We start from the raw sequence: 5441 nt of genomic DNA, 5'->3' as shown, positions 1-5441 counted from the left end.
ATAATATCACCCTATCAGAAAGCTATGATACCTCTAACGCAAAAGAAAAGCATGAAAAGTCTTTTGCTGGTGTGACAACTTCCGTTGATATCGGTGTCCTTGGCACGGTACAAGGACTAAAAGATGCCGCAGATCACATGAATAATAAGGATGGTAACAATACAGTTATTAATGGCATACTGACCGGCATGAAAATCAGTCATCTTTATAGTAAAGGCAAAACCTTTGTTAATTGGCTGACTGGCAATACGGGGGAAAAGGGGAACACAACCAAAGGACTGAGTAGCTCATTAGGAGGGGTGGGGGGCTCCACCAAGGATGCTCTTGCCAATATGGCTGGTGCATCTGGCAGTGTAACCGTGGGCTTTAAAACTGAGAAAACAGAAGCCTCTTCTCAAGTCTCCACAGCGGTGACAGATAGCATAGAAGGCGGACGCGCTGTTAACATGCAAGCCCACAAAGGCAGCATTCATGGTGTTGGCGCTGATATTATCGCTGGTACCAATCCAATCTATGTGCTGGAAAATGATGCACAGAGCGGAAATATCACTATGGAAGCAGGTGAAGATATCATCTTTGAAAGTGCACAAAACACGCAAAGCACACAAAACAGCAGTGAAAGTTCTTCAATGAGTGTTGGCACCGGTTATGGCACGGGTGGCGCAGGGGCAACGGGTAGTGCTGCTTTTAGTCAAGGGGAAGGTTCCAGTGAGGAAGTTCAACACAAAAACAGCCATATTATAGGCACCGGCACTGTTCATACCACGAGTGGGGCAAACACCACATTGGCAGGCGCCGTGGCTTCTGGAGAGCGTGTAGAAATGGAAGTAGGGGGTGATTTTGCCATTATCAGCCGCAGTGATACGGGACAAACTTCCAGCAAGCAAAACTCTGTTTCTGTTGGGTTTGGTGCTGGACAAACGGGTGGTGGGGGCTCCATGAGTGCCTCTTTCCAAAAGGATAAATCCTCTAGCGATTATCATAGTGTTGTGGAGCAATCAGGCATCAAAGCCGGTGATGGCGGCTTTAATATCATAGTTAAAGACAAAACAACGCTGACCGGAGGCATCATTGCCAGCACCGCGCCGGCAGATAAAAACAGCCTGACCACAGGAAGCATTAGCACCAGTGATATCAACAACAGTGCCCATGCTAAAGCCAGCAGCCATGGGTTTAGCATTTCTGGGAATGACACGATAAAAAACATTGCCAAGAATGTTTTAAATCACGGCAAAGCCAAGGATACAGCAGAAGGGGAAACCAAATCTGCTATCAGCGATGGGACTATCATCCTTACTGATACAACTGGACAGAGGGCGATGGGGCAAGATGCTGGACAAATCATTGGCTCTCTCAACCGCAACACCGCAGCAGCCCACCAAGCTGTAGGACAGCTAGATGTCGCACCGCTTGAGGGAGCAGTGCATAATCGCGTAGATATGATCAATGATTTATCGGATGAAGGATTGGGATACTGGGACAAAGTGCGCGAAGTCGCAAATGTTAAAGAACATCCAGTAGGTGAGATTGCGCATGATGAAAATGGCAAAGTACTCTATTTAACCGATGAAAATGGAGAGTATATAAAAGACAGCGATGGAGAATATATCACTCTGTATCACTTTTTAAATACTGAAGATGAGCAGTATTTACAAGCTGGCTCTGATGGCAACAGGCGTATGTTCTATAATGGTATTTTTAACACACCCGATGAGGCAGCGCGTAATGCGGTTCAGTTAGCTGATAATGAGCATGAGCCCCTTTATTTTACATACCACCCACAAGCTAAAGACAGGCTCGTAGAGTACGGAGTAGCGATTTATGAGTATTTTGGGAGATGGAGTAATTCGACCAAGAAGTTACAAGATTTTATCTATCGTTATGGCAATACAGGGGCGATTGTTAGTGCGCATAGCCGTGGTACCTTAACAATACGCAATGGAGCAAATGACTTGCAAGAACATGGTATCCACAGTGTAGCCAAGAAAACAGATATCTATCTTTTTGGACCAGCTGATAACTCTCAATCAATAGCGAATGCACTATATTATGTGAGTGATGGTAAAAAAGATCATATTTATTTACAAAACCATATATTCGATCCCATTGGTACAGGAATTGGTCACAATCTACCTACTTTTTATAAGGCACCCTTGAGGTTCCCTTATGCAATATTTCCACCAGCAACTCCAATGATAGAGCAAGGGAAAGCTCTAGGCGGCTTTAAATCTAGCACCCATAGGTGTTATGGTAATGCGTCGGCAGCATGTAAACGTGATTATGGAGCACATCATAATGATAATACAAAAATTTATGCACCTTATGCAATTTTAGATAATTTAGGTTTAGGTTATTTATGGAGAAAAAAATGAATACACTGTTTAAATTATTGAGTGGGATAGTTTTATTAAGTATAGCTGGATGTGACATTGAAAACATTGACAAACCTGCTCCAGGGTACGTGAATATGTGGGAGAAGACAGGAGCAGATTCTACTGAGGTAGGAAAAGCCTTATTAGAATGTGGAATGCCGAGTCTTATCGATCCTGATTCAGAAAATAAAGAGGTAAACAATAATGGATGGGCAACAATTGATGCCTGTATGGTTCAAGCAGGATTCCACTATAAAGATAAATGGGGAGGAACTTGGTGTCAAAACTATAAAGCCGAAAACTTGCCCATTTGTCAGCCTGGTGCTGTCATCCCGAAGAGAAGTGTCGAAAAGCGCTTAAACAGCCCGTTTTGTAAAAGAAGTCCAGTACAACCTGAATGCAAGCCTTAAGTGATGATCAACAATCTGCCATCCTTGCCTTCACTTGGAATGGCGCGATTGTTTCCTCACGCACATTATTTAACGGATGAAGAACAACAGAATTTACAAAAAGGTTCTGATGGCAAGGTTCATTTTTTCCTCAATGGTATTCTTACAACACCCTATGAGGCGGCTGTTTATGCAGAGCAACATGCGGAGAATAAAAATGTACCGCTTTATTTTGTTGTGTTCCCTCAAGCCGATTCTGCTATTTCAGAACTTCTGGTCGCGGGTTATCAGAAGTTTATGGAAAATAACTTTTGGGGTTTGACCAATTCAACACAAGAAGCAAAAGATTTGATGTATAGCTATGGTCTTACAGGATTAGAACTTTATGGACATAGTCGCGGGACAATGACATTGGGGAATATGCTGTATTCTTTCAAACAAGAAGGGGTGCACGGGATAGCCGACAACACGAAGATCAATTTCTATGGACCCGCCTTTAATGCTTTAGTTGCATCCGGTCTGTTAGGTTATGTGAGTGATGGCAAACAAACCACTGTTGGCTTTGATGGGAATAGATATGACTTTGTAAGCAGAATTATTGGCGGCAATGGCTATACTTATGAGACAATACCTGCTGGTAGTAACGTTTTGACAGAATGGTGGAGAGTGGTCATGAATCCCATAAGTCCCCATACTTGTCTTGGAGATGCGAGTCCAAAATGTCGCTATAATTATGGCTCATCTCATCGTGAACAATTTCCTTTAAGTAAATCATGGAGTAAAAAATGAAACAAACTCTAAAATTATTAAGTGCTGTAACTTTGTTAGGTATTGCAGGATGTCAGTTTAATAAAACTCCTGGGGGGTATTTGAGCGCGTGGGAGAAAAATGGTGTTACTGATTTTACTGAAATAGGAAAAGCCTTATTAGAATGTGGTATGCCAGCTCCTTATGATGTATTTCCAGAAAACAGAAATTTAAGCAACAATGCAATAGCAACAATTCATGCTTGTATGGTTCAATCAGGTTTCCGCTATAAAGATGAAAGGGGGGGGGGATGGTGTGTAAACCATAAAGCCGAAAATCTCCCGATTTGTCGTCCAGGTGCTGTTGTTCCACAGCGCAGTGTCAAGAAGCGCTTAAACAGCCCTTTTTGTAAAAAGCATCCAGAACAATATGAATGCTATCCTTAAGTCTTGCTATTTGTGATGATCAACAATCTGCCATCCTTGCCTTCACTTGGAATGGCGCGATTGTTTCCTCACGCACATTATTTAACGGATGAAGAACAACAGAATTTACAAAAAGGTTCTGATGGCAAGGTTCATGTCTTCCTCAATGGTATTTTTACAACACCAGATGAAGCAGCCCATAATGCGGTGCAGTTGGCTGATAACAAGAATGATCCACACTATTTTCTGATGTTTCCCCATAGCGATTCGTTCTTGGTAGATTTGTTCATTGCAGGGTATCAGTATGCTCTAGAAGGTAAGTTGGGTGCTCTGACCAATTCGGCAAAGAAGTACCAGAATCTGTTGTATAGCTTTGGCAATAAAGGATTGCATGTTGATGCCCATAGCCGCGGCAGTATGACAGCGGGCAATGGATCGCATGATTTAGAAAAGCATGGTGTTCATGGTATAGCAAAGAAAACAACGATTAATTTCTTTGGACCAGCTTATAATACTCAAAACATGGCAGATACGTTATATATCTTAAGTGATGGAAAGCAGGATTACGTAAACTTGGAAAATCATAAAAATGACTTTGTTGGTACAAAGATTGGCAAAAATCCTTACACTTTTGAGCAAATACCTCCTGGAAGTGGTCCTTGGAAAGAAGCAGGACAAATATTTAAGGGTTATCCAAGTGTTCATGCTTGTTATGGACATCCAAGTGATGCTTGTACAAAGTTCTATGGTTTACCTAATCGTACGCCAATTTATTCAAAATATTCAGGGAGGAAAAAATGAAACAAATCTTGAAATTATTAAGTGGAATAGTTTTGGTTAGTGTAGCTGGATGTAACATTGATAAGCCTTCTCCAGGGGCTCTGAGTATGTGGGGGAAGCCAGGAGCAGATTTTACGGAGATAGGAAAAGCCTTGTTAGAATGTGGTATGCCAACCCCTTATGATATCGATCCAGAAAACCAACAGCAGAGTATTAATGCTAAAGCAACAGTTGATGCTTGCATGGTTCAAGCAGGATTCCGCTATAAAGATCAAAGAGGAGGGGGGTGGTGTTATACTTTTAAAGAGAAAAACTTGCCGATTTGTCGTCCAGGTGCTGTCATCCCACAGCGCAGTGTCAAGAAGCGCTTGAATAGCCCGTTTTGTAAAAAGCATCCAGAACAACCTGAATGCGAGCCTTAAGTCTTGCTGTTTGTGATAATCAACAATCCGCCATCCTTGCATTTGCTTGGAATGGCGGGATTGTTTTCTCAACCAATCATCTCAATATTGGTCACCGTTGTTTTAAGCAGCGATGACAGAAAATATCAACAAGCTTCCGAGCTTTTTTATTGTAAATAAATCCATTGAAAGAGGGGAAGAATGAAGAAAATCTTAAAACTGTTGAGTTGCATGGCTTTGTTAAGTATCGCTGGATGTGTTAACTCAATTCCCTCACTTTCTCCAGCATTATGGAGAAATAAAATACTTTTAGAATGTGGAGTACCG

Annotated in this window: 7 protein-coding genes; all 7 read left to right on the top strand. The window is 41.9% G+C overall.

Annotated elements, in window-relative coordinates; all coding sequences use genetic code 11:
- The coding region (locus ACFILY_RS09030) for a hemagglutinin repeat-containing protein (protein ID WP_375637900.1) at positions 1 to 2372 on the top strand (2372 nt) is incomplete at its 5' end.
- Entirely contained in the window at positions 2369 to 2782 is a 414-nt protein-coding gene (locus ACFILY_RS09025; protein ID WP_375637901.1) for a hypothetical protein, read from the top strand. The genes ACFILY_RS09030 and ACFILY_RS09025, both read left to right, overlap by 4 nt.
- Positions 2783 to 2785: 3 nt before the next feature.
- A complete protein-coding gene (locus ACFILY_RS09020; protein ID WP_375637902.1) occupies positions 2786 to 3550 on the top strand; it encodes a filamentous hemagglutinin in 765 nt (254 codons plus the stop codon).
- On the top strand, positions 3547 to 3954 hold the full coding sequence (locus ACFILY_RS09015; RefSeq protein ID WP_375635130.1) for a hypothetical protein: 408 nt from the start codon (positions 3547 to 3549) through the stop codon (positions 3952 to 3954). Before ACFILY_RS09020 ends, ACFILY_RS09015 begins: the two co-directional genes overlap by 4 nt.
- 15 nt (positions 3955 to 3969) lie before the next feature.
- Positions 3970 to 4734 carry a hypothetical protein gene (locus tag ACFILY_RS09010; protein WP_375637903.1) on the top strand — a complete coding sequence of 255 codons (765 nt, stop codon included), beginning with the start codon at positions 3970 to 3972 and terminating at the stop codon, positions 4732 to 4734.
- Positions 4731 to 5135 carry a hypothetical protein gene (locus ACFILY_RS09005; protein ID WP_375637904.1) on the top strand — a complete coding sequence of 135 codons (405 nt, stop codon included), beginning with the start codon at positions 4731 to 4733 and terminating at the stop codon, positions 5133 to 5135. The genes ACFILY_RS09010 and ACFILY_RS09005 overlap by 4 nt, the downstream gene beginning before the upstream one ends.
- The gene (locus tag ACFILY_RS09000; protein ID WP_375637905.1) at positions 5123 to 5251 is read left to right on the top strand and encodes a hypothetical protein; all 129 of its coding nucleotides are present in this window, start codon (positions 5123 to 5125) and stop codon (positions 5249 to 5251) included. Before ACFILY_RS09005 ends, ACFILY_RS09000 begins: the two co-directional genes overlap by 13 nt.
- Positions 5252 to 5441 lie beyond the last annotated feature (190 nt).

It is taken from the genome of Bartonella sp. CL25QHWL (assembly GCF_042195335.1).
GTDB lineage: Bacteria > Pseudomonadota > Alphaproteobacteria > Rhizobiales > Rhizobiaceae > Bartonella.
This window is presented reverse-complemented; position numbering and strand designations above follow the sequence as displayed.

Excerpts from the sequence above, each read along its gene's own strand:
- ACFILY_RS09025 (WP_375637901.1), top strand. The coding sequence starts at position 2,369 with ATGAATACACTGTTTAAATTATTGAGTGGGATAGTTTTATTAAGTATA.
- ACFILY_RS09020 (WP_375637902.1), top strand. The coding sequence starts at position 2,786 with ATGATCAACAATCTGCCATCCTTGCCTTCACTTGGAATGGCGCGATTG.
- ACFILY_RS09015 (WP_375635130.1), top strand. The coding sequence starts at position 3,547 with ATGAAACAAACTCTAAAATTATTAAGTGCTGTAACTTTGTTAGGTATT.
- ACFILY_RS09010 (WP_375637903.1), top strand. The coding sequence starts at position 3,970 with ATGATCAACAATCTGCCATCCTTGCCTTCACTTGGAATGGCGCGATTG.
- ACFILY_RS09005 (WP_375637904.1), top strand. The coding sequence starts at position 4,731 with ATGAAACAAATCTTGAAATTATTAAGTGGAATAGTTTTGGTTAGTGTA.
- ACFILY_RS09000 (WP_375637905.1), top strand. The coding sequence starts at position 5,123 with ATGCGAGCCTTAAGTCTTGCTGTTTGTGATAATCAACAATCCGCCATC.